The following is a 23665-nucleotide window of genomic DNA, read 5'->3' as shown; positions in this document are numbered from 1 at the left end:
GAAACGTGTGAAGCCATTTACCATTCATAAAGGGAAAGTAGCCGGCATCGACCGCGCCAACATTGATACAGACCAAATTATTCCGAAGCAGTTTTTAAAACGAATTGAACGAACCGGGTTCGGCAAGTTTCTCTTTTACGATTGGCGCTATATCGACGGAGAAAAACCGAATCCTGCTTTTGAGCTGAACTGGCCGGAAAACGAAGGAGCCACGATTCTCGTTGCCAACGAAAACTTTGGATGCGGTTCCTCGCGCGAACACGCGCCATGGGCGCTGCAAGATTACGGATTTCAGGCGATTATTGCTCCTTCGTTTGCCGACATCTTTTACAACAACTGTTTAAAAAATGGGCTGCTGCCGATTCAACTGGCGAAAGAAGATGTGGAATATTTATTGCGGGAAAGCAAAAAGGCGGATTACGAATTAACGATTTCGCTGGAAAAGCAGCAGGTATACGACGATCACGGATTTGCGCGGGCGTTTGCTATTGATCCATACCGCAAACAGCTCCTATTAAAAGGCTGGGATGAAATCGATTTGACTTTCGTTTATGAGCCGTATATCGCTGAATACGAAAGAAAGCACTGCCCGATGCCGTAACGGTGGAAAGCTGTTCCGACAAAAAACGTTGGAACAGCTTTTTGCATGTTTTGCTTGTATCTTGCCGGAAAACTTGTTACACTTGTGTCAAAAATTTTATTGGAGCGGGCGAAGATGAACAAGGATAAAAACGGAAAAGTTATTTTGTTTCCGCGCGTAAAGGAACGGCTTGTGGAAGAAGGACTGGAGGCATTGCAGGCGAAACGGTACGAGGAAGCCCTTTATTTTTTCAGCGAGGCAGAGCAGCTTGGGGAGCGCCGTTTTTCCGTCCAGCTCAGCATAGCCGTCTGCCATTATGAACTAGGGAATTTCCATGAAGCGGAGCGCCGCTTGCGCGTATTGTTGCAGGAAAATGAAGGGAATATGGATTTATTGCAAATGTATTTGTCCATCTTAATGCAAACGCACCGGTATGAACAAGCAGAAACGGTCATCCGCGATGCGCTGCGTCATCATCCTCTTCCTGCTTCCTTACGGGAAAACTTGCTAAACCTGTTTCGTTTCGTCCAAAAAATGAATAAACGCCCGTTGCCTCCTGCCGAACAAGCGAAAGTGCAGAGGTTGCTCGAGTCAAGCGATATAACGGAACATATGCATGTAATCAGGCAGCTGGAGAAGGAAGATATTGTTCCTGTACTTCCTCAATTAAAGCAATATTTAGTCAATGAAACAAACAGCCCGATCGTCAAGACGATGCTGCTGCGTTTGCTTACGTTAAAAAAGATTGATGATGTCGTGATAGTTGAAAAATTTGGAAAAAGAATCGAAGTGACGCCGGCGCTGTTAAACGAACAAGCGGAAACCGCGTTTGCGGCAGAGCTGCTCGAGCGTCTGGAACATTGTCTCGCAAGCGAAAATCCAGGCTTGTATGATGTTGCGGCAGAGATTTGGCTTCGTTACACGTATGTTCTTTATCCGTTTTCTCCCGAGCCTGCCGCAAGCAAAGCATGGATGGCGGCGCTTCATTTTGTTGCTTGCCAATTTCAAGGAGTGCCTGCAGCGATGGAGAAAATTGCTGCCCGATATGGTGTTTCAGGGGAAGAGATCGCCCCGCTTTGCGACAAACTTTGCGAAATAGAGAATTTTTCCTACTTTTAATCGCTTACTTCATATTGAAACATTATTGTTGTATGTTATAATATAATGGCTGTATTGCGTATATGTTTTTGTATGTTTCACTACATATATGGGAAAGATAACAAGATAATGAAAACCGGAGCCGTTTCATTATCTTCCGCCTTTTTTATTTATAATGATTTTTGGTTGGAGGGAATATTATGTCAGTCAAATGGGAAAAACTCGAAGGAAACGAGGGCGTTCTTACGGTTGAAGTGGACGCGGAAAAAGTAAATGAAGGCTTGGATGCAGCATTTAAAAAGGTAGTGAAAAATATTACACTTCCAGGATTCCGCAAAGGCAAAGTGCCGCGCGTGATTTTTGAAAAACGCTTTGGTGTCGAAGCTTTATATCAAGACGCATTAGACATTTTATTGCCGGAAGCATATGCCAAAGCGGTCGAAGAAGCAGGAATTGAGCCTGTCGATATTCCGGAGATTGATATTGAGCAAATGGAAAAAGGAAAAAACCTTATTTTTAAAGCAAAAGTAACGGTGAAGCCGGAAGTGAAATTAGGCCAATATAAAGGATTAGAAGTAGAAAAAATGGATACGACAGTGACCGATGAAGATGTAGAAAAGGAATTAAAACGTCTGCAAGAAAACTATGCAGAGCTTGTCGTCAAAGAGGATGGCAAAATTGAAAACGGCGACACCGCAGTAATCGACTTCGAAGGATTTGTTGACGGCGAGCCGTTTGAAGGCGGCAAAGCGGAAAACTACTCGCTCGAAATCGGCTCTGGCACATTCATTCCGGGATTTGAAGATCAGTTGATCGGCATGCAAGCAGGAGAAGAAAAAGAAATTGAAGTGACATTCCCGGAAGAATATCATGCGAAAGAGTTGGCGGGCAAGCCGGCAACATTTAAGGTGAAAGTGCATGAAGTAAAAGAAAAACGTCTTCCGGCATTAGACGACGAATTTGCCAAAGATGTGGACGATGAAGTAGAAACGCTGGAACAATTAAAAGAAAAAATCCGCAAAAGACTAGAAGAAGCGAAAAAGAATGAAGCAGAAGCAGCGCTGCGCGACGCGTTGGTCGAAAAAGCGGCGGAAAATGCCGAAATTGATATTCCAGAAGTGATGATAAAAAATGAAACCGACCGTATGTTGCGCGAGTTTGATCAACGTTTGCAAATGCAAGGGCTAAACCTTGACCTTTACTATCAATTCTCTGGCCAAGACGAAGCAGCTTTGCGCGAGCAAATGAAAGAAGATGCCGAAAAACGCGTCCGCGTTGCCTTGACGCTTGAAGCAATCGCAAAGGCAGAAAATATTGAAGTAACAGAAGAAGAAGTCAACGAAGAATTGGAAAAAATGGCGAAAGCCTATAATTTGGAAGTCGGAAAATTAAAAGAGCTATTAGGAAGCCTAGAAGGCGTCAAAGAAGATTTAAAATGGCGCAAAACGGTTGATTTTCTTGTAGAGCATAGCAAAGTTGCGGCATAATATATTATAGAGAACAAGGCGCGAGACGTTCGTGCCTTGTTCTTTATAACAAAAAATGGGGTGTGATAAAAAATTTTCTAATTTTTCTAACGAATTATATTTTTTTCATTAGCCTTTTGAGGATAATTTATGATAAAATGACGAATACATAAGTTTTGTCGGCGAAGTTTTGCAAAGGAAATAAAATACATACAAGTGGTGCGATTTCGGAGCAAGGGGTGAAACAAATGTTTAAATTTAATGATGAGAAAGGACAGTTAAAGTGTTCGTTTTGCGGAAAGACGCAAGATCAAGTGCGCAAGCTCGTTGCCGGTCCAGGCGTATACATATGTGACGAGTGCATCGAGCTTTGTACGGAAATTGTGGAAGAAGAGCTGGGCAATGAAGAAGAATTCGAATTTAAAGATGTGCCGAAGCCGATGGAAATTCGCGAAATTTTAGATGAATATGTCATCGGCCAGGATGAGGCAAAAAAATCGCTGGCGGTGGCCGTTTACAACCACTATAAGCGCATTAATTCCGGCAGTAAAATCGATGATGTTGAATTATCGAAAAGCAACATTTTAATGATCGGGCCGACAGGAAGCGGAAAAACGCTGCTGGCGCAAACATTGGCGCGCATTTTGAACGTGCCGTTTGCGATTGCCGACGCGACATCGCTGACGGAAGCCGGATATGTTGGGGAAGACGTAGAAAACATTTTACTGAAACTGATTCAGGCAGCCGACTACGATGTAGAGCGGGCGGAAAAAGGCATCATTTATATCGATGAGATCGATAAAATCGCCCGTAAGTCGGAAAATCCATCCATTACTCGCGATGTATCTGGTGAAGGGGTGCAGCAGGCGCTGCTGAAAATTTTAGAGGGGACGATTGCAAGCGTTCCTCCGCAAGGCGGCCGCAAACATCCGCATCAAGAGTTTATTCAAATTGATACGACGAACATTTTATTTATTTGCGGCGGTGCGTTTGATGGGATTGAGCCGATAATTAAGCGCCGTCTAGGGAAAAAAGTAATCGGATTCGGCGCTGACATGCAGCAGTCAGACGTGGACGAGAAGAATTTACTGTCCAAGGTGCTGCCGGAGGATCTATTAAAGTTTGGGTTGATTCCAGAATTTATCGGCCGTCTCCCGGTGATTACTACATTAGAGCCGCTTGATGAGCAAGCGCTGATCGATATCTTGACAAAACCGAAAAACGCGATTGTCAAACAATACCAAAAAATGTTGGAGCTCGATGGAGTCGAACTCGAATTTGAAGAGGAAGCATTGCGGGAAATCGCGAAAAAAGCGATTGAGCGGAAAACAGGGGCGCGCGGCCTTCGCTCGATTATTGAAGGCATTATGCTTGATGTCATGTTCGAGCTTCCGTCCCGTGAAGACGTGCAAAAATGCATTATTACGCTCGAAACGGTTCGCGATAATAAGCCGCCAAAATTAATTCGCCACGATGGCACCGTTGTGGAACAAGAACGGAAAACATCGGCATAATCAGTCAGAGGGAAACTGCCTTTATTGATAAGGCGGTTTCTTTTTTTGTTTATTCCTGCCTGTTCGCGGAGATACTATCATACTACATACTATTTGAAGGCAGGAGGATTTCAGCAAATGAATTGGACAAACGTTGTGTTATTGATACAATTGTTTTTCGGGATTATTATCGGCCTTTATTTTTGGAATCTGCTGAAAAGCCAGCGGGTGCAAAAAGTTTCCATTGACAAGGAATCCCGAAAAGAAATGGAGCAGCTGCGGAAACTGCGGTCCATTTCCCTGACTGAGCCGTTGGCGGAAAAAGTGCGACCGAAAAGTTTTGAGGATATTGTTGGACAGGAAGATGGAATTAAAGCGCTTAAAGCGGCATTATGCGGCCCAAATCCGCAGCATGTCATTATCTACGGACCTCCTGGCGTTGGAAAAACGGCAGCAGCCCGCCTTGTGTTGGAAGAAGCGAAAAAAAATCCGCTTTCTCCATTTAAGAAAAACGCCGTGTTTGTCGAGTTGGATGCCACAACAGCGCGATTTGACGAACGCGGCATCGCCGACCCGTTAATCGGCTCGGTGCACGATCCAATTTATCAAGGTGCCGGGGCAATGGGCCAAGCAGGCATTCCGCAGCCGAAACAAGGCGCGGTCACCAATGCGCACGGCGGAGTTTTGTTTATTGACGAAATTGGCGAACTTCATCCGATTCAGATGAATAAATTATTAAAAGTATTGGAAGATCGCAAAGTATTTTTTGAAAGCGCCTATTACAGCAAGGAAAATCCACAAATTCCGAGCCACATCCACGACATTTTCCAAAACGGCCTCCCGGCGGACTTCCGTCTTGTAGGAGCGACGACAAGAACGCCGAATGAAATTCCGCCAGCGATTCGTTCACGTTGTTTAGAAGTATTTTTCCGCGAACTGGACCAAGATGAAATTGCGCTTATTGCGAAAAAGGCGGCGGAAAAAATCCGGTTGAAAGTGTCAGAAAATGGAATTCGTATTCTTGCGTCCTATGCGCGCAACGGCCGGGAAGCGGTCAATATCATGCAAATTGCCGCGGGGATTGCCATTTCCGAAAACCGCGAAAAGATTTTAGATAAAGATATTGAATGGGTCATTCACTCGAGTCAATTGTCACCTCGGTATGAAAAGAAAATTGCAGGAACGCCGTCAGTCGGGATTGTTAACGGTCTGGCGGTATACGGACCGAATACTGGCGCGCTTTTGGAAATTGAAGTCACTGCGCTGCCGGCAAAAGAAAAAGGAACCATCAATATCACTGGCATCGTCGAAGAAGAAAGCATCGGAAGCCGGGAAAAATCGATTCGCCGCAAAAGCATGGCAAGAGGGTCGGCGGAAAATGTCATCACCGTATTGCGGGCGATGGGAGTGCCGGCGGACCGCTATGATATCCATGTGAATTTTCCAGGCGGGGTGCCCATTGACGGACCATCGGCGGGAATTGCCATTGCGACCGGAATTTATTCCGCGATTTACCAGCTGCCTGTTGATTGTACCATAGCCATGACAGGGGAGATCAGCATTCGCGGTTATGTCAAGCCGGTCGGAGGAATCTTTCCAAAAATCAAGGCGGCGAAACAGGCTGGGGCAAAAAAAGTGATCATTCCGGCCGAAAATATGCAGTCGATTTTACAGGAAGTAGAAGGGATTGAAATCATTCCGGTTCGCCGTTTAGAGGAAGTATTTTCGCACGTATTTGGCGAAGAGGCCGCCTTGCCGAACGATGCCATTCCTGCGGCTGCCGATCGCTCCGAAACGAAGAGCGTGTGACCGTAATGTAACGACTTCGACGAAACAAAAAAGATGTCGAAGTCGGTTTTTCTTTGTATTATATTCTTAAACAAGAGGTTCACAAGAAAAAGCGGATTTTGGCATTAGGCGTTTTGTTCAGGAATAGCTTTTCCGCCTTCGCATGCGAACGAAGAACGTCCTTTAGGCTGACTGTTTTGTCCGCCAAAAATAGTGAGTGATTTGTGAGGAAATAGATCGAGCCCAATTGCGTCATGGAATTTTACAAATTGTACTGCCGTGCTATACAATAGACGAATAGAAGCGAGATATGGAGGTGTTCGTGGTGAAGAAAAAGGAGCTTGTCGTTCCCCTTTTGCCGCTAAGGGGGTTGCTTGTTTTTCCAACGATGGTATTGCATTTGGATGTTGGACGGGAGAAATCGGTAAAAGCGCTTGAGCAGGCGATGGTCGAGGATCATATCATTTTATTGACATCGCAAAAAGATGTTTCCGTCGATGAACCGGATATGGATGATTTGTATAAAATGGGGACGCTTGCTCGCGTAAAACAGCTGCTGAAGCTTCCGAACGGAACATTTCGCGTGTTAGTGGAGGGAATGGCGCGGGCATTCATTACCGAAGTAGTCAGCGAAGAACCATATTTTGTTGTAAAAGTGGAAAAATTTGTTGATCGTTCTGCAAAGGATTTAGAAGATGAAGCGTTAAAACGGACGATGCTCGAATATTTTGAACAGTACATAAACTTGTCGAAACGGTTATCTGCGGATATTTATGCTTCGATTGTCGATATTGATGAGCCGGGACGAATGGCTGACATTATCGCTTCCCATTTGCCGCTGAAACTTGAAGAAAAACAGCGTATTCTTGAAACGATTGATATAAAAGAGCGAATCAATAAAATCATTCAAATTCTACATAATGAAAAAGAAGTTCTTCAGCTTGAGAAAAAAATCAGCATGCGCGTCAAACAGTCGATGGAGCGCACGCAAAAAGAATATTATCTGCGTGAGCAAATGAAGGCGATTCAAAAAGAACTAGGCGAAAAAGAGGGCAAAGCAGGGGAAGTCGAAACATTAAAAGAAAAAATCGAAGCGGCCGGCATGCCTAGCCATGTAAAAGAAACCGCGCTCAAAGAGCTGGACCGCTACGAAAAAATCCCGGCGACCTCGGCGGAAAGCGCAGTCATCCGCAACTATTTAGACTGGCTGATTGCCCTTCCGTGGTCGAAACAGACGGAAGACATTCACGATATTAAACGAGCGGAGACAATATTAAATGAAGATCATTACGGTCTTGAAAAAGTCAAAGAGCGGGTGCTGGAATTTTTATCTGTGCAGCAGCTGACGAAATCGTTAAAAGGCCCGATTCTTTGTTTGGCAGGGCCGCCGGGGGTTGGAAAAACATCGCTGGCTCGTTCGATTGCAAAAGCGCTCAACCGCCGCTTTGTTCGCATTTCTTTAGGCGGCGTCCGCGATGAATCGGAAATTCGCGGCCATCGCCGCACCTACGTCGGCGCGATGCCAGGGCGGATTATTCAAGGAATGAAAAAAGCGGGGACGATTAATCCGGTATTTTTGCTTGATGAAATCGATAAAATGTCGAGCGATTTTCGCGGCGACCCGTCCGCAGCGCTCTTGGAAGTGCTCGATCCGGAGCAAAACCATACGTTCAGCGACCATTACATTGAAGAACCTTATGATTTATCGAAAGTCATGTTTATTGCGACGGCGAACAACTTAACGACGATTCCGCAGCCGCTTTTAGACCGGATGGAAGTCATCCACATTCCTGGTTATACGGAAGTGGAAAAGCTGCAAATCGCGAAACGTCATTTGCTGCCAAAACAGCTGAAAGAGCACGGACTCAAAAAATCGGCTTTGCAAATCCGCGATGAGGCGATGCTTGATATCATCCGCCATTATACCCGGGAAGCAGGGGTGCGCGAATTGGAGCGGCAGCTGGCCGCGATTTGCCGAAAAACGGCGCGCCTGATTGTCGCGGAAGAGAAAAAGCGTGTTATTATCACGAAAAAAAATATTGAAGAATTTCTAGGCAAAAGAAAATACCGTTACGGGCAGGCAGAATTGGAAGATCAAGTCGGCGTGGCGACGGGGCTTGCCTACACAGCGTTTGGCGGCGATACGTTATCGATTGAAGTGTCGCTGGCTCCGGGAAAAGGAAAGCTGGTGCTGACCGGAAAATTAGGCGATGTCATGAAAGAATCAGCCCAAGCGGCATTTAGCTATGTACGTTCGCGGGCCGAACAGCTTGGCATCGATCCAGAGTTTCATGAAAAATACGATATTCATATTCACGTTCCCGAAGGCGCGGTGCCGAAAGACGGGCCATCGGCCGGGATTACGATTGCAACTGCGCTGATTTCCGCCTTAACAGGCCGGCCGGTAAGCCGTTTTGTTGGCATGACGGGAGAAATCACGCTGCGCGGCCGCGTTCTCCCAATCGGCGGATTAAAAGAAAAAACGTTAAGCGCCCATCGCGCCGGCTTGAAAAAAGTCATTTTGCCAAAGGACAATGAAAAAGATTTAGACGATATTCCTGATGTGGTAAAAAAAGATTTGCAATTTGTTCTTGTTTCCCATCTCGATGAAGTATTGCCACATGCGTTGGTAGGGGATCGGCCATGAACGTGACCAAAGCGGAAATCGTCATCAGTGCGGTAAAGCCGGAGCAATATCCAGCCGGCAACTTGCCGGAGTTTGCGCTCGCCGGGCGTTCGAACGTCGGCAAATCTTCATTTATTAATAAAATGGTGAACCGGAAAAATTTGGCACGTACCTCATCGAAACCGGGAAAAACGCAAACATTAAACTTTTATTTAATTAATGAGTCGCTCTACTTTGTCGATGTCCCAGGATACGGTTTTGCGCGAGTGTCGAAATCAGAGCGGGAAGCATGGGGCAAAATGATGGAAACGTATTTTACGACACGAGAGCAGCTGCGCGCGGTGGTACTGATCGTTGATTTGCGCCATCCGCCGACGAAAGATGATGTCATGATGTATGAGTTTTTAAAGCATTATGATATTCCGACGATCATTATTGCCACAAAAGCGGATAAAGTTCCAAAAGGGAAGTGGCAGAAGCATAGAAAAGTCGTGCGCGAAACGTTGAAGATGGCAGACGGAGATGAATTGATCTTGTTTTCGGCGGAAACAGGGCAAGGAAAAGAGGAAGCATGGGCGGCATTGGAGCGATTTCTTTAACATATCCCGAAAGAAGTCTCCCACTTCTAAGCGAAGCGCAGGTGGCGGGTAGTTCACGAGAAAAACACCAGCGTTCATCAAGCTGGTGTTTTTTGCATGGATTATTTCCGCTTTACCAATAATATGTATATACCAACAAGGATTAGCCCAAGCGGCCAAAATTTCCAAATCGATGTGATGCCTGTTTCGACGATATAAAACAGCGGCTGAAATTGTTCGGAAAACAACGTAATAAAGGCTAATGCCAAAAAAAAGAAGCCTTGGCCAAGCCCGTTTTTTACTTTTAAGGAGCTAATGAAAAACGCTATCGCAATGATAAAGAAAAAGACGCCGATATGATTTGGCCATTGTTTGAACCAATGGACAAATAAAATGTGAAGTCCGAATCCAAACAAAAGGATGCCTGGAAAAAGATGTTGGTATTCACGGGCAGAATACGCCTGGCCGATCAGCGCCGCTCCGAAAATCATTAACAGCGCCGGCCAATCTTGAAAAAGATGTGAAAATGAGGAGTGAAGCTGATTCACCAAAAAGTAAACGCCCAGTCCAACAAGAATAATGCCAGAGAACGTCGCGTGTTTTTTCATCGGTTCCTCCCAGTTTCTTGTCAAACTTTTTTTTATGATACAATAATTACAGTATCAAGTTTATCATATGCGTTCTACCATGTTCACACTTTTTTCACAAAGAAGAAAGACACATGTGTTATAATTGTAAAAGATATTTTATGTATTTGACGAAATAAGGGGGTATAAAGAACGTGCATGTAGTTGTCGTTGGCATAAACTATAAAACGGCCCCTGTTGAAATCCGTGAAAAACTGACGTTTAGCGAGCCGGAATTGGCTGATGCGATGAAGCAGTTGCAGCAGCAAAAAAGCATTTTAGAAAATGTAATCGTGTCTACATGCAATCGTACGGAAATTTATGCCGTTGTCGACCAGTTGCATACTGGCCGTTATTATATAAAAGCTTTTTTAGCGGACTGGTTTCATATCGACCTCGACACGCTTGCACCGTATTTAAATGTGCTTGAAAATGAAGCAGCGGTGGAGCATTTATTCCGTGTTGCTTCCGGTCTCGATTCAATGATTTTAGGGGAAACGCAAATTTTAGGACAAGTGAAAACAAGCTACCTTCTTGCTCAGGAGGCAGGAACGACCGGCACGATTTTTAATCATTTATTCAAACAGGCGGTGACATTTGCCAAACGCGCCCATTCGGAAACAGAAATCGGCGCGCACGCGGTGTCGGTAAGCTATGCGGCGGTCGAGCTTGCCAAAAAGATTTTTGGCGATTTATCTTCCAAACATGTTTTAATTATCGGCGCCGGCAAAATGGGAGAGTTGGCGGCACAAAATTTATATGGCAACGGTGTGAAAAAGGTAACCGTTGTCAACCGCACGCTCGAAAAAGCGGAGCAGCTGGCGAAAAAGTTTTCCGGGACGGCCAAATCGCTTTCCGAACTGTCTTGTGCGTTGCTTGAAGCCGACATTGTCATCAGCTCGACAGGAGCAAAAGGCTATATCATTACGAAAGAAATGATGGCTCCGTTAGACAAGATGAGAAAAGGCCGCCCGCTGTTTATGGTCGATATCGCCGTCCCGCGCGATTTAGATCCAGCGCTTGCTGAATTGGAAAGCATCTTTTTATATGATATTGATGATTTAGAAGGAATTGTGCAAGCGAATTTGGCAGAGCGCGAAAAAGCGGCCAGACAAATCGGGAATATGATCGGTACGGAACTTGTCGCCTTCCAGCAATGGCTGCAGACGCTTGGCGTCGTGCCGGTGATTGCCGCACTTCGCGAAAAAGCATTGGCGATTCAAGCCGAGACGATGAAAAGCATCGAGCGGAAGTTGCCGCACTTATCGGAACGGGATCGTAAAGTATTAAATAAGCATACGAAAAGCATCATTAACCAATTGCTGCGCGATCCGATTTTACGGGCAAAAGAACTGGCGGCAGAGCCAAATGCGGAAGAAGCGTTGCAATTGTTTATGAAAATTTTCAATATTGAGGATGCCGTTGAGGAGCAAAAACAAAAACAAGGAAAAGCAGATGGTCAACGCGCCGCTATGCCGTCTCTGCAGTCATAAGAGAGGATTTTGGCATATGTTAGAGATGACCATGACCCGGTTTTACGAGCTGTCTATTATTCTGTATGTACTGTCCATACTTTTATACTTCATTGATTTTCTCCAACATAACCGGAAGGCGAATCAACTCGCCTTCTGGTTACTTTCTATTGTTTGGCTGTTTCAAACGTTCTTTTTTTTGTTTCGCATCATACAGACAGGGCGCTTTCCAGTTTTAACGATGTCGGAAGGCCTTTACTTTTACGCCTGGCTGCTTATTACGCTGTCTTTGGTCATTAACCGGTTCATGCGCGTGGATTTTATCGTTTTTTTCACGAATGTGCTTGCTTTTTTGATTTTGGCTATTCATACGTTTGCGCCAAACCATCAGTCGCCGGCTGTTGCCGAGCGGCTCATTTCTGAGCTGCTTATTATCCATATTGCTATAACGCTGTTCGCGTATGCGGCGTTTTCGCTTTCATTTATCTTTTCGATCTTATACATGCTGCAATATAGCTTATTAAAGCGGAAAAAATGGGGCAAGCGGTTGTGGCGGATGGCGGATTTAACGAAATTAGATTTTATGTCGTATGTTTTAAATTTGCTTGGATTGCCTATGTTGTTATTAGGATTAATTCTTGGAGTCATCTGGGCCTATATCAAAGTCGAAAATTTTCATTGGTATGATGCCAAAGTGTTAGGCTCCTTTCTGGTGCTGGCGGTGTACAGCGTTTACTTTTACAAGCGCGCTGTCCAGCAAGTGCAAGGAAAGGCGATTGCGCTTTGGAATATCGGTTCGTTTTTATTTTTATTGGTAAACTTTTTCTTATTCGGCAGTTTATCGAGATTTCATTTTTGGGATTCATAACGGAGGAGTGCAAAATGCGGAAAATCATCGTCGGATCGCGGCGCAGCAAACTCGCCCTGACGCAAACCAACTTGGTGATTGAGCAGCTGAAACGATTAGGAGCGCCGTTTGAATTTGAAGTAAAAGAAATTGTCACGAGAGGAGATAAAATTGTCAATGTGACGCTCTCTAAAGTCGGTGGCAAAGGGCTGTTTGTGAAAGAGATTGAACAAGCTATGTTAGATAGCGAGATTGATATGGCTGTACATAGCATGAAAGATATGCCGGCTTTGCTGCCGAAAGGCTTGGTGATCGGCTGCGTGCCGCTAAGAGAAGATCATCGCGATGTGCTCATCAGCAAACAGAAAAAAACGTTTGCCGATCTGCCAAGCGGGGCAATCATCGGGACAAGCAGTTTGCGGCGGTCTGCGCAAATACTCGCTAAGCGGCCGGATGTCAACATTAAATGGATTCGCGGCAACATTGATACAAGGCTGGCAAAGTTGGAAAGCGAAGCGTATGACGCGATTATTTTGGCGGCGGCCGGATTGGTGCGCATGGGCTGGGCAAGCGATGTCATTACCGAATATTTATCAACCGATGTATGTCTTCCTGCCGTTGGGCAAGGGGCGCTGGCGGTGGAATGCCGCGAAAATGATGACGAGCTGCGCGAGTGGTTGCAAAAATTAAACGATGTCAATACCGAGCGGGCGGTACGGGCGGAACGTGCCTTTTTACAGCAGATGGAAGGCGGCTGTCAAGTGCCGATCGCCGGCTATGCGTATATTGATGAGCGCAACGACATCGTGTTGACCGCACTTGTCGCATCGCCGGATGGAAAAGAAATATATAAAGAGATGGTAAGCGGAACGAATCCGGAGGAAGTTGGAATCCAAGCGGCAGCCCTATTAAGCGAACAAGGGGCGAAAGCGTTAATCGAGCGGGTGAAAGAGGAGATGAATCGGTAATGGCAAGCGGTCCGTTGATGGGGAAAACGGTGCTTGTGACAAGAGGAAAAGAGCAGGCGAAAACGTTCTCGGAAAAGTTGCGCCAAGCGGGAGCAACGCCGATTGAAATTCCGCTTATCTCTATTTCCCCTTCCTCTAAACCGGAAACGATTGCCGAGTGCGTCCGTCATCTGGCCAATTATGACTGGCTTATTTTTACGAGCGCCAACGGGGTAAAGTTTTTCTTCCCATTTGTAAAAAAGGAAACGCCGCTTCCAAAAGTAGCGGTAGTCGGCAAAAAAACGGCGGCGGCGTTAAAAGCGTATGGTGTTTCTCCAGCGGTGGTCCCTGATGAATTTGTCGCCGAAGGGGTTATCGAGGCGCTAAAACCGCTTGTTAAGCCGCGCGACCGCATCCTTCTAGTGAAAGGAAATTTAGCAAGGCCGGTATTGCGAGATGCGCTGATCAACATGGGAGCAGACGTAACGGACCTTATCGCATACGAAACATCAATGAACGAATCAGGAAAAGAACAATTGCTATATCTGTTGCGGGAAAGAAAACTGGATGTGATCACGTTTACAAGTTCTTCTACCGTACAAAGCTTTATGCGGATGATGGAAGGAGAAGACATCGCTTCGTTACTTAGCGGTTGCGTGATCGCCTGCATCGGCCCTGTTACGAAGGAAACAGCGGAAAAAGCGGGGCTTTCTGTGCATATTTGTCCGGATCAGTATACGATTGATGATATGATAAAAGAGATGGAACAATATTTTGCAAAACGAACGATGGAGGGAAAAATAAATGGCGACATTACGATTTGATCGCCATCGCCGTTTGCGGCAAACAGCGAATTTACGGGCGATGGTAAGAGAAACGCATCTGCATGTAGACGACCTTATTTATCCGATTTTTGTCGTCGAAGAAAAAGGGGTAAAACGGGAAGTACCGTCCATGCCCGGAATATACCAATTTTCGCTTGACCGCTTAAATGAAGAAATGGACGAAGTCGTCCAACTAGGCATTAAATCGGTAATCGTTTTCGGCGTGCCAGCAGAAAAAGATGAAGTCGGTTCGCAAGCATATTGTGAGCATGGGATCGTCCAGCAGGCGATCCGCCAAATCAAAGCAAATTATCCAGATATCATTGTCATTGCTGATACATGTTTATGTGAATATACGAGCCATGGACATTGCGGCGTGATCGAAAACGAGCAAGTATTAAACGATCCATCGCTTGAATTGCTGGTGAAAACCGCGGTCAGCCAGGCGCAGGCAGGCGCTGATATTATCGCGCCTTCGAACATGATGGACGGTTTCGTTGCCGCGATTCGCCAAGGACTCGATGAAGCAGGATTTACGCATGTACCGATTATGTCTTATGCGATTAAATATGCATCCGCGTTCTATGGTCCGTTCCGTGATGCTGCAGATAGCACGCCGCAATTCGGCGACCGGAAAACATATCAAATGGATCCGGCAAACCGTCTTGAAGCGTTCAGGGAAGCGGAATCGGACGTACGCGAAGGCGCCGACTTTTTAATGGTAAAACCATCGCTTGCTTATTTGGATATTATCCGTGACATGAAAAACCATTTCCATCTTCCGCTTGTCGCCTATAATGTCAGCGGCGAATATTCGATGGTAAAAGCAGCGGCGCAAAACGGCTGGATTAACGAAAAAGAAATTGTGATGGAAATGCTTACTGGCATGAAGCGGGCCGGCGCGGATTTAATTATCACGTATTTTGCTAAAGATGTGGCTCGCTGGTTAAATGAGTAGAAAGGAGAACCAATAGATGCGAAGCTATGAACGTTCAAAAGCGGCGTATGAAGAAGCGGTCCGGCTGCTGCCGGGTGGTGTCAACAGTCCTGTCCGCGCATTTAAATCCGTCCGCATGACACCGATCTTTATGGCGCGCGGCAAAGGTTCGAAAATTTACGATATCGATGGCAATGAATATATCGATTATGTGTTATCTTGGGGTCCGCTTATTTTAGGCCATGCGAATCCTCGTGTTGTCGAAGCGTTAAAAAAAGTGACGGAAAACGGCACGAGCTTTGGTGCACCGACATTAATTGAAAACGAGTTAGCGAAATTAGTGATTGAGCGGGTACCGTCCGTCGAAATTGTGCGGATGGTGAACTCCGGAACGGAAGCAACGATGAGTGCGATTCGTCTGGCACGTGGCTACACAGGGCGTAATAAAATTGTTAAATTTGAAGGAAGCTATCATGGTCACGGTGACTCGCTGCTGATAAAAGCTGGTTCAGGAGTAGCGACACTTGGATTGCCGGATAGCCCTGGCGTTCCAGAAGCGGTGGCGCAAAATACGATCACTGTTCCTTACAACGATTTAGAAAGCGTCCGCTACGCATTTGAACGATTTGGCGAAGATATCGCTGCGGTCATCGTCGAGCCGGTTGCCGGAAACATGGGTGTGGTTCCGCCGGTTCCGGGCTTTTTGCAGGGATTAAGAGACATTACGAAACAATATGGGGCGCTGCTTATTTTCGACGAAGTCATGACCGGCTTCCGCGTGGATTATCATTGCGCGCAAGGATATTTCGGCATTGAACCGGATTTGACGTGTCTTGGAAAAGTCATCGGCGGTGGACTTCCGGTCGGAGCGTACGGCGGAAAAGCGGAAATTATGGAAAAAGTCGCGCCGAGCGGTCCGGTTTATCAAGCCGGCACCTTATCGGGAAATCCGCTCGCCATGACGGCTGGATATGAAACATTGATTCAGCTGACGCCGGAAACATACGATGAATTCCGCAAAAAAGCGGATCGATTGGAAGAAGGATTGCGCAAAGCGGCAGAAAAATACGAAATCCCGCATACAATTAACCGCGCTGGTTCGATGATTGGTTTCTTCTTTACAAACGAAAAAGTGATAAACTACGAAAAAGCGAAAACATCCGATTTAGATATGTTTGCGATCTATTATCGCGAAATGGCGGAACAAGGAATCTTCCTGCCGCCGTCGCAATTTGAAGGATTGTTTTTGTCCACGGAACATACAGAGGAAGATATTGAAAAAACAATCGCTGCGGCAGAACGCGCATTTGCGAAAATTCGCGAAGGGAAATAAACGAACGGGTTGTCCACTTTTGGTGGGACAACCCGATTTTTTTATTCATACTGCTTCTTTTTCCTTCATACAATGGATAATGTCATAGAAAAATTTCGCAAAGGGACGGAAGGAGGAAACACGGTTGGAGCAATCGTATTTGCGTTTTTCCCTCGAGGAATCGGTCTGGTTTAAAAAAGGACAGGAAGTCGCCGAATTTCTTTCTATTTCGCTTGATCCGGTCGTCTCCGTCGATGAATACGAGCAATATATTACGATTCGCGGGGCTTTGCAATTAAGCGGGGAATTTCGCATGGCGGAAGGGGAAGAGAGCGATATAGATACAGATTCATTTGATTTTGTCAGCCATCGATTTATTCAGCGCATTTCCACGCGTGAAGACGGCATCAGCGAATTGTCGCACCGTTTTCCCATCGATATTACGATTCCAAAAAACCGCATTCATCATTTAGAGGATGTATACGTGACAGTCGAATCGTTTGACTATGATTTAAGTGAAGATGGGAGATTGGTAGTGACGGCGGATATTTCAATCAGCGGCATTAGCGAAGCGCCGCTTCATCAGGAATCTTTGGCAGCTGCGGAAGAAGATGACGAACCGTTGTTTGAACCGTTTGAGGTAGTGGCGCGCAAAGAGGCATATGAAGATGAACAGCGGAACGAGCAGCCGGAAGAAGAGCCGGTTTTTGTTGCGGATGGCATGCTGGCAGAGCAGAATGAGGAGCAAGAGGAAGCAGCAGCTGATCGAAAAGAAAAAAAATTCAAAGAAGAAAAGAAACTCAAGGAAGAAAAGAAAATCAAAGAAGAAAATGTGGTGCCGTTAAATCCGGCGGAACAAACGGCGGAAAAGAAAGAAACAGCGGTGCCGTTTATGGAAAACGAACCGGTGCAGACAGAAGAAGAAAATAAAGTAGTAGAAGAAAAAGAAGAAAATAAAGTGGTAGGAGAAAACGAAATGGAAGAAGAAACGGCTGTACCGCAGCAGGAGGCAAAAGTGTCGATCGGCGCCATCAAAGAAAATGATGAAAACAAAACGGAAGAAGTAGAAGATGAAAACGAAAAAACAAAAGTAAAAAGCGAAAATGCGTTATATTTAACAAAACTATTTGCCAAAAATCAAGCGGAGGAATTTACGAGAGTAAAAATTTGCATCGTTCAGCAAGGAGATTCGTTGGACAAGATCGCCGAACGGTACGACTTAACCGTCCAGCAACTGCTGCGTGTCAATCAATTGGAAAGCCCGGAAGACATTCATGAAGGGCAACTGTTATATATCCCGGCGCTGGTGGGGAGCCGCCCTTTATAGTGAGGGAAATATGATTCCTCACTTCTTTTTATGGAGGGAGGTCGTTTTTTTGAACGAAGAACACATCCGCATGTACGCTCCCATTTTGCAGCAATACGGGTTAAAGCCGTTTCGCGTCGATGATTACGGGAAAGTAAAAAAAGTCTACGCGAACGCCGGACTATTTGCTTTAAAAGAAATAACAAACGCCAGGGAAATGGCGGCCGTCCAGCAATCATACATGCTGTATGGAAAACAAATGATTCCCCTTTATTTATCCAGGCAAGGTTTGCCGTTTGTCTCGCATGGCCGGCATTATTATTTAATGCCGTGGATTGCGATAGAGAAAAGAAAAGAAAAACACGAACAAATTCGCTCTTTTTTCCGCACTCTCGCTTATTTGCACCAAACGTCGCTCAAGCAGATCGATGTTCGCGAAGAAGAGATCAGCGCCTATTATGAGCAGAAAAAGAAGGAATGGAAACAGCAGCGTTCCTTTTTGCAAGCTTATATAGAAAAATGCGAAAATACATGGTATATGTCGCCATTTCAGCTGCAATGCTGCGCCTATTTTTATGAAATCATGCAAGCCTATTGGTTTGCGGAGACGGAGCTAGAGAAATGGTATGAAAAGATAAAGGAAACAAAAAAATGGAGAATCGCCTGGATTCACGGAAAAGCACGGCTTTCTCATTATCTTGAAACGGGAAAAGAACAGCGCTATTTTTTTAGCTGGGAACGGGCCAGCTGGAATTCGCCGCTTTTCGATATCGTCATGGCGCTTCGCCATCATATGCGTACATTCCCGCCAGTCAGTAATGAATGGGCAGAAGGAGTAAAAGAGTATGAAGAAATATTGCCGCTCACGGAAGAGGAGCGCTCCTTTCTTTACAGCCATCTTGCCCAGCCGCATTTTTTTTATCGCTGCATTGATGAATATGAAACAAAACGGAAGCCCGAAAAAAACGAACGTGAATATGTCGCTGAATTGCAGCGTCATTATTTTGCGATGAAAAATATGGAATACATCGTCATGCGTCTTGTTCAGCAGAACGAGACAGAAAACACTAAATCCATTCCAGATGAAGAGCCACCGCAATAAGCACAAAAATGGCCAATAAGATGACATCAAACGTCGTCGGTAACAAAATGGTACGCACGGCTTGAAAAATGGTAATTGGAATGATGACTTGCGCACAGATGGCGCGCACTTGGCGAAGCCATGGCGGCCATGAATATGGATTAAATCGTTTCATCGATCCGTCCCTCCTTCTTTTCGTTACTATATAAAATATGATTGGACGATCTTTTTGTCACCAAAAACGAATGGATGGAATAAATAAATAAAAACTTGGCAAAGATGATTGACGATGAAATAAGTTTTTCGGTAGTATAATAAACAGAAAAATAGCCAAAAGCGAAGACAGGGAAGAGTACAACGAATAACGCCTTCAGAGAGGGAAATCATTAGCTGCGAGATTTCCTAGGACAGTTATCGTTGGAAGGTCGCCCTGGAGCTGCTTCTTTGAACGGTGTTTGCCTAGTAGAGGAAGCCGGTCGCAGACCGTTATCGCAATGAAGCGCTTAAGCAAGTTTGATTTGCTTAAGAAAAAAGGTGGTACCGCGAAAGAGTCTCCTTTCGTCCTTTTTCGGATGAAAGGAGTTTTTTATTTATTAAGAAGGAGGGAAAACACAATGGAGCAAAAAGAGATTACGATGTCTACGAAATACGACCATAAAGCGGTGGAAGCCAATCGATATCAATGGTGGCTTGACGGGAAATTTTTTGAAGCGACAGGTGATCCTGATAAAAAGCCATTTACGATTGTGATCCCGCCGCCAAACGTAACAGGAAAGCTGCATTTAGGACATGCATGGGACACGACGCTGCAAGACATTATTACGCGCATGAAACGGATGCAAGGCTATGATGTGCTGTGGCTTCCGGGAATGGACCACGCCGGCATCGCCACACAGGCAAAAGTAGAGGAAAAACTGCGCAAGCAAGGACTGTCCCGCTATGATTTAGGCCGGGAAAAGTTTCTTGAAGAAACGTGGAAATGGAAAGAAGAATATGCGAACCATATCCGCCAGCAATGGGCGAAATTGGGGCTTGGCCTCGATTATACGCGCGAGCGCTTTACATTAGACGAAGGATTATCGAAAGCGGTGCGCGAAGTGTTCGTATCGCTTTATCGAAAAGGACTTATTTATCGCGGTGAATACATTATTAACTGGGATCCGGTAACAAAAACGGCGTTATCGGATATTGAAGTTATTTATAAAGAAGTAAAAGGCGCGCTTTATCATATGCGCTATCCGCTTGCCGATGGATCGGGATACATCGAAGTGGCAACGACCCGTCCGGAAACGATGCTCGGCGATACCGCTGTAGCCGTTCATCCGGATGATGAGCGCTATCAACATCTCATCGGCAAAACGGTGATTTTGCCAATTGTCGGCCGGGAAATTCCGATTATCGCCGATGAATATGTCGATATGGAATTCGGCTCGGGCGCGGTGAAAATTACGCCGGCGCATGACCCGAACGACTTTGAAATCGGCAACCGCCATAATTTGCCGCGCATCCTTGTTATGAACGAAGACGGCACGATGAATGAAAATGCCCTGCAATATCAAGGATTGGACCGCTTTGAATGCCGCAAGCAAATCGTGAAAGATTTGCAAGAACAAGGCGTGCTATTTAAAATCGAAGAGCATGTGCATTCCGTTGGCCATAGCGAACGGAGCGGCGCTGTGGTGGAACCGTATTTGTCGACGCAATGGTTTGTAAAAATGAAGCCGCTTGCCGAAGCAGCGATTGAGCTGCAAAAAACAGAAGGAAAAGTACATTTTGTTCCGGAGCGATTTGAGAAAACGTATTTGCATTGGCTCGAAAATATTCGCGACTGGTGCATTTCTCGACAATTATGGTGGGGGCATCGCATTCCGGCTTGGTATCATAAAGAAACAGGAGAAATTTATGTCGATCATGAACCGCCGGCTGATATTGAAAATTGGGAGCAGGACCCAGATGTATTAGACACGTGGTTCAGCTCGGCCCTATGGCCTTTTTCAACGATGGGCTGGCCGGATACAGAGACGCCAGATTACAAACGCTATTATCCAACCGATGTGCTTGTCACCGGATATGACATCATTTTCTTCTGGGTATCGCGCATGATTTTCCAAGGTCTTGAATTTACGGGCAAGCGGCCGTTCAAAGATGTACTCATCCATGGACTTGTCCGCGACTCGCAAGGAAGAAAAATGAGCAAATCGCTTGGCAACGGCGTGGATCCGATGGATGTCATCGACCAGTACGGCGCCGACTCGCTCCGCTTTTTCTTGGCAACAGGAAGCTCGCCGGGACAAGATTTGCGCTTTAGTACCGAGAAAGTCGAAGCCACATGGAATTTTGCCAATAAAATTTGGAATGCGTCTCGCTTCGCGCTGATGAACATGGGCGGAATGACGTACGATCAGCTTGATTTAAGCGGAGAAAAAACCGTTGCCGATCATTGGATTTTAACTCGTTTGAACGAAACGATCGAAACAGTGACAAAACTCGCTGAAAAATACGAGTTTGGTGAAGTCGGCCGCGTGCTGTACAACTTTATTTGGGACGATTTGTGCGACTGGTATATTGAAATGGCGAAACTGCCGCTTTACGGCGACGATGAGGAAGCGAAGAAGACAACTCGCTCCGTATTGGCCTATGTATTGGACAATACGATGCGTCTGCTTCATCCGTTCATGCCGTTCATTACCGAGGAAATTTGGCAGCACCTTCCACATGAAGGGAAGTCGATTACAGTTGCGAAATGGCCGGAAGTGCGCCCTGAGCTTTCGAATCGTAAAGCAGCGGAAGAAATGCGTCTTCTTGTTGATATTATCCGCGCGGTCCGCAACATTCGCGCTGAAGTGAATACACCGTTAAGCAAACCGGTTAAATTGCACATTAAAGCAAAAGATGAACAAGTACAGGCAACGCTGGAGAGAAACCGCGCGTATTTAGAACGGTTCTGCAATCCAAGCGAGCTTGTGATTGCAACCGACATTCCAGCGGCAGAAAAGGCGATGACCGCGGTCGTTACCGGTGCGGAATTGATTTTGCCGCTTGAGGGGCTTATCAATATCGAAGAAGAAATCAAGCGGCTCGAAAAAGAACTGGAAAAGCTTAATAAAGAAGTCGAGCGTGTGCAAAAGAAACTAAGCAACGAAGGGTTTCTTTCCAAAGCCCCGGCGCATGTCGTTGAAGAAGAGCGGAGAAAAGAAAAAGACTATTTAGAAAAACGCGAAGCGGTTCGCGCCCGTCTGGCGGAATTAAAAAAATAGACAAGGGAATGCTGCTTCTTTTATCATGAAGACGAGTCCATGATTTTGGATTCGTCTTTTTCTTATCATCATACAAGGAGGAACACGCCAATGGTTCGCACCTATGAGGAAGCGCTAGAGTGGATTCATGGACGTTTGCGTTTAGGAATAAAACCGGGATTAAAACGAATGGAATGGTTTATGGAAAAGCTCGGACATCCAGAACGCCGCATCAGGGCGATTCATATCGCGGGAACAAACGGCAAAGGGTCAACGGTGAGCTATTTGCGCCATATTTTACAAGCGGCAGGCTATTCTGTCGGCACGTTTACTTCGCCGTATGTCGAGCAATTTAACGAACGCATCAGCGTCAACGGCAAGCCGATTGGCGATAAAGAAATTGTCAAACTCGTCCAAGTGATCAAGCCGCTTGCCGAGGAACTGGAGCAAACGGAACTTGGCGCGCCGACGGAATTTGAAGTGATTACTGCGATGATGCTTTATTATTTCGGGAAAAAGAACATTCAAGACGTTGTGCTTATAGAAGCAGGACTTGGCGGCCGTCTTGATTCAACAAACATCATTTATCCGATTCTCTCCATTATCACCAACATCGGCTATGACCATATGAATATCTTGGGAGAAACATTAGATAAAATCGCGTTTGAAAAAGCAGGCATTATTAAATCAGGTGTACCGTTGATTACCGGCGCCGAGCAGCCGGAAGCTTGGACGGTGATTTCGGAAAAAGCGGCATCGCTGAAAGCAAAAACGTATCGGCTCGGGGAGGACTTTTTTATTGTTCGGCACGTGCCGATCACTGATGGAGAGCGTTTTTCGCTGGAAACGCCGTTTTCGCAATATCCGGATTTAAAAATTACGATGTTCGGAGCACATCAAGTGCAAAATGCGGCGCTGGCGGTGATGGCAGCGGAGTATTTGCGGATGTGCTATTCGCTTTTGATTGAAAAAGAACATATTTATGAAGGACTGGAAAAGGCGAAATGGATCGGACGATTCGAACGTATAAGCAATAAGCCGCTTATTATTATTGACGGCGCCCATAATGAGGAAGGAATTCATAGTCTTGTTGATACGGTACGTTCGCACTATCCCGATAAAGATATTCACGTGTTATTTGCGGCGTTGGCGGATAAACCGCTTGATAAAATGATTCCGCCGCTTGCCGAAATCGCCGAAACGATTACGTTTACTTCGTTCGATTTTCCGCGCGCTGCATCCGCCGAACAGCTTGCTGAGCTGTGCGACCATCCGAACAAAGCGACGACGGACGACTGGAAAGGCTGGATGAAAGAAACGAAAAAACAAAAACGAAGCGACGCTCTTTTCTTGATTACCGGATCGCTTTACTTTATTGCGGAAGTGAGAAAGTTTTTAAAAAAGTAATAACATTGTCATGAAAGCCATTGGTATAATAAAAGAAAAAT

The 23665-nt window shown here is 45.7% G+C and carries 19 protein-coding genes and 1 other annotated feature; of the genes, 17 read left to right on the top strand and 2 right to left on the bottom strand.

Annotation, left to right across the window (positions count from 1 at the left end; all coding sequences use genetic code 11):
* The first annotated feature begins 7 nt into the window (after positions 1-7).
* From leuD to yihA, 7 genes are all read left to right on the top strand, one after another.
* On the top strand, positions 8-601 hold the full coding sequence (leuD, locus tag GCA01S_RS01030) for a 3-isopropylmalate dehydratase small subunit (protein ID WP_017435479.1): 594 nt from the start codon (positions 8-10) through the stop codon (positions 599-601).
* Between the two features lie 114 nt (positions 602-715).
* The gene (locus GCA01S_RS01025; RefSeq protein WP_042406604.1) at positions 716-1699 is read left to right on the top strand and encodes a tetratricopeptide repeat protein; all 984 of its coding nucleotides are present in this window, start codon (positions 716-718) and stop codon (positions 1697-1699) included.
* Between the two features lie 179 nt (positions 1700-1878).
* Positions 1879-3165, top strand: coding sequence for a trigger factor (gene tig, locus GCA01S_RS01020; protein ID WP_017435481.1), 1287 nt, complete (start codon positions 1879-1881; stop codon positions 3163-3165).
* 227 nt (positions 3166-3392) lie between these two features.
* On the top strand, positions 3393-4658 hold the full coding sequence (gene clpX, locus GCA01S_RS01015; RefSeq protein WP_017435482.1) for an ATP-dependent protease ATP-binding subunit ClpX: 1266 nt from the start codon (positions 3393-3395) through the stop codon (positions 4656-4658).
* Between the two features lie 117 nt (positions 4659-4775).
* Complete coding sequence (lonB, locus tag GCA01S_RS01010) at positions 4776-6446, top strand: ATP-dependent protease LonB (protein ID WP_017435483.1); 1671 nt, start codon at positions 4776-4778, stop codon at positions 6444-6446.
* A gap of 289 nt (positions 6447-6735) precedes the next feature.
* Entirely contained in the window at positions 6736-9072 is a 2337-nt protein-coding gene (gene lon, locus GCA01S_RS01005) for an endopeptidase La (RefSeq protein WP_033313765.1), read from the top strand.
* Entirely contained in the window at positions 9069-9650 is a 582-nt protein-coding gene (gene yihA / locus GCA01S_RS01000) for a ribosome biogenesis GTP-binding protein YihA/YsxC (protein ID WP_042406505.1), read from the top strand. Before lon ends, yihA begins: the two co-directional genes overlap by 4 nt.
* Before the next feature lie 101 nt (positions 9651-9751).
* Here the strand turns inward: yihA and GCA01S_RS00995 are convergent, their stop codons facing one another.
* Positions 9752-10237 carry a LiaI-LiaF-like domain-containing protein gene (locus GCA01S_RS00995; protein ID WP_017435486.1) on the bottom strand — a complete coding sequence of 162 codons (486 nt, stop codon included), beginning with the start codon at positions 10235-10237 and terminating at the stop codon, positions 9752-9754.
* Between the two features lie 173 nt (positions 10238-10410).
* Between GCA01S_RS00995 and hemA the strand changes: the two genes are divergently transcribed.
* From hemA to ysxE, 8 genes are all read left to right on the top strand, one after another.
* Positions 10411-11748, top strand: a complete 1338-nt coding sequence (gene hemA, locus GCA01S_RS00990; RefSeq protein WP_042406502.1) for a glutamyl-tRNA reductase — start codon at positions 10411-10413, stop codon at positions 11746-11748.
* A 16-nt stretch (positions 11749-11764) separates the two neighbouring features.
* Positions 11765-12595, top strand: coding sequence for a cytochrome c biogenesis protein (gene ccsA / locus GCA01S_RS00985; RefSeq protein ID WP_017435488.1), 831 nt, complete (start codon positions 11765-11767; stop codon positions 12593-12595).
* A gap of 14 nt (positions 12596-12609) precedes the next feature.
* The gene (gene hemC / locus GCA01S_RS00980) at positions 12610-13542 is read left to right on the top strand and encodes a hydroxymethylbilane synthase (RefSeq protein WP_017435489.1); all 933 of its coding nucleotides are present in this window, start codon (positions 12610-12612) and stop codon (positions 13540-13542) included.
* Positions 13542-14345: a uroporphyrinogen-III synthase gene (locus GCA01S_RS00975; protein ID WP_017435490.1), complete on the top strand. Its 804-nt coding sequence runs from the start codon at positions 13542-13544 to the stop codon at positions 14343-14345. The genes hemC and GCA01S_RS00975 overlap by 1 nt, the downstream gene beginning before the upstream one ends.
* The gene (hemB, locus tag GCA01S_RS00970) at positions 14326-15303 is read left to right on the top strand and encodes a porphobilinogen synthase (protein ID WP_042406500.1); all 978 of its coding nucleotides are present in this window, start codon (positions 14326-14328) and stop codon (positions 15301-15303) included. Before GCA01S_RS00975 ends, hemB begins: the two co-directional genes overlap by 20 nt.
* Positions 15304-15319: 16 nt before the next feature.
* Complete coding sequence (gene hemL, locus GCA01S_RS00965) at positions 15320-16615, top strand: glutamate-1-semialdehyde 2,1-aminomutase (RefSeq protein ID WP_017435492.1); 1296 nt, start codon at positions 15320-15322, stop codon at positions 16613-16615.
* A 124-nt stretch (positions 16616-16739) separates the two neighbouring features.
* A complete protein-coding gene (spoVID, locus tag GCA01S_RS00960) occupies positions 16740-17921 on the top strand; it encodes a stage VI sporulation protein D (protein ID WP_017435493.1) in 1182 nt (393 codons plus the stop codon).
* Between the two features lie 70 nt (positions 17922-17991).
* Positions 17992-19002, top strand: coding sequence for a spore coat protein YsxE (ysxE, locus tag GCA01S_RS00955; protein WP_026078491.1), 1011 nt, complete (start codon positions 17992-17994; stop codon positions 19000-19002).
* Here the strand turns inward: ysxE and GCA01S_RS00950 are convergent.
* On the bottom strand, positions 18968-19156 hold the full coding sequence (locus GCA01S_RS00950; protein WP_017435495.1) for a hypothetical protein: 189 nt from the start codon (positions 19154-19156) through the stop codon (positions 18968-18970). The genes ysxE and GCA01S_RS00950 overlap by 35 nt on opposite strands.
* A gap of 155 nt (positions 19157-19311) precedes the next feature.
* Positions 19312-19550: a binding site (T-box leader), on the top strand.
* A 45-nt stretch (positions 19551-19595) separates the two neighbouring features.
* Between GCA01S_RS00950 and GCA01S_RS00945 the strand changes: the two genes are divergently transcribed.
* A complete protein-coding gene (locus GCA01S_RS00945) occupies positions 19596-22238 on the top strand; it encodes a valine--tRNA ligase (RefSeq protein WP_042406496.1) in 2643 nt (880 codons plus the stop codon).
* A gap of 90 nt (positions 22239-22328) precedes the next feature.
* Positions 22329-23624 (top strand): bifunctional folylpolyglutamate synthase/dihydrofolate synthase, encoded by a 1296-nt coding sequence (locus tag GCA01S_RS00940; protein ID WP_042406494.1) that lies wholly within the window; start codon positions 22329-22331, stop codon positions 23622-23624.
* Positions 23625-23665 lie beyond the last annotated feature (41 nt).

This window comes from Parageobacillus caldoxylosilyticus NBRC 107762 (genome assembly GCF_000632715.1).
Lineage (GTDB): Bacteria > Bacillota > Bacilli > Bacillales > Anoxybacillaceae > Saccharococcus > Saccharococcus caldoxylosilyticus.
Note: the sequence above shows the minus strand (reverse complement) of the source record. Positions and strands in the feature narration are given on the sequence as shown.